The 1,588-nt window shown below is 31.2% G+C and carries 2 protein-coding genes; both read left to right on the forward strand.

Annotated elements, in window-relative coordinates; all coding sequences use genetic code 11:
• Positions 1–58 precede the first annotated feature (58 nt).
• Positions 59–379 carry a hypothetical protein gene (locus tag AS180_RS21305; protein WP_062687477.1) on the forward strand — a complete coding sequence of 107 codons (321 nt, stop codon included), beginning with the start codon at positions 59–61 and terminating at the stop codon, positions 377–379.
• A gap of 138 nt (positions 380–517) precedes the next feature.
• Entirely contained in the window at positions 518–1,228 is a 711-nt protein-coding gene (locus AS180_RS21310; protein WP_139109271.1) for a hypothetical protein, read from the forward strand.
• Positions 1,229–1,588 lie beyond the last annotated feature (360 nt).

A 1,588-nucleotide genomic window follows, 5' to 3' on the forward strand; every position in this document is an offset into this window, starting at 1 on the left:
TTTGTAGACATAATGGCACCTCCTTTGATTGATACATTTATCGTACCGGAGGTGCCTGATGTTTTATATGCGTTGTTTGATTACGGGCTTACACTATAAACCACTTTCAGAGAGTACAATTAATTATATTTTTGATACTGTTTCTGAAATAGATAAAAGTAATCCAAATTGGAAAAAGTTAAATACTGCATATATAAGGTCAACACTAATAAAGAAGTTGTTTGACAATAATTTTTCACTTGAAGAAATTGTGTACTTAACTGGAGCAGATTTATCAAGTCTTTCAAATTTGATACCAATTGATGATATTATAAATAATGTAAAAACAAGAAAGAAAAATTATAAAAAGGTTCATCCTTTTCAGCAATTTTTGGGCTAATTAATTGGATTATATAAAGAGAAGAGGAGAAAGAGTGGAGAAAGAGTGGAGAATGTAGTTAACATAATGAATAGAATCTTTAATTTTTATAGAGAACATCTCCTAATAGTTCTCTTTACTGTAGGAGTAGCTCTCATTATGCTACTCTTACAAATGGTTTTTAGTGATGTTAATGCTGAGTTTGGACTTTCCTTAATACCTAATTTCATTGCAGATATGATAGGCATTCTAATTAGTTCATACATCATTGCAGTCCTTTTACAGAGAAGTGAGGAAAAGAAAACTAAAGAGAAGGTTTATAAGATGTTAGGAAGAAAGCATTTAACTATGGTAGACATAATGGCTCAAAAATATGTCCATTTCATTACTAAAAACCCTTGCAGTGTTAAAGGTGATGAGAGTATAGCACATCAGGATTTAATAGAGCAGGTTAGGAATGTAAGAGAAAATATAAGTCAATATGTACAAGATGATTTTCTGAGGAAAAATGTAAAAGTGCTAGCAATTGGACAAGCTGGTAACTATAAAAGCATCTTTGATATGTTTGAGGAGCAAATGTGGTCTCATCAGCAATTCTGTCATCACTTTAAACATGAGATGAAAAATTTATTAAACTTGTTTATTTCTAAGTACATATCTGTTTTGCCTGATGATTTAAGGGAGATTTTATTTAGTATTGAGGACTTGATGGAGTCAGGAGCTTTTGTTACTCCTCTAGATCATGGCATAAACATGCAAATGAACAATGTAGATTTTAAAAAAGAGGATTTTATAAATATTCTGGTAGAACTAGGCACAGAGATATTAAGTCTAATGGAGTACTTTAAGGAATTTGAACAAAAGACTTAGATAAAAAAAGGCAGAGAATTGATATAAAACAGAATATTGTAATGAACAAATGAGGAGAGAGCAGTATTGGCTCTCTTTTTAATTTTCTATAGTTAAGGCAGAAGGGGTATTCTGTCTTTTTTTGTTTTCCAAAATTAGATAAATATCGGTATAATGGAACTAGTTGTTAAATAGGGGGATTGTCATGAGAAAAGTAGTGTTAACAGGAAATGGCTTATCAGTAGCATTAAACTCTGAGTTTAGTTTAAAGTCCATTACAGAAAGGTTGGATTGTCAACACTAAACTAGACAGTTTTCTTAAGGTGCGTAAATTTGTATTCCACTGGACTTAAATAATCTAAAGTACCGTGGATGCGTAGA

The sequence above is a fragment of the Priestia veravalensis genome, assembly GCF_001457055.1.
GTDB lineage: Bacteria > Bacillota > Bacilli > Bacillales > Bacillaceae_H > Priestia > Priestia flexa.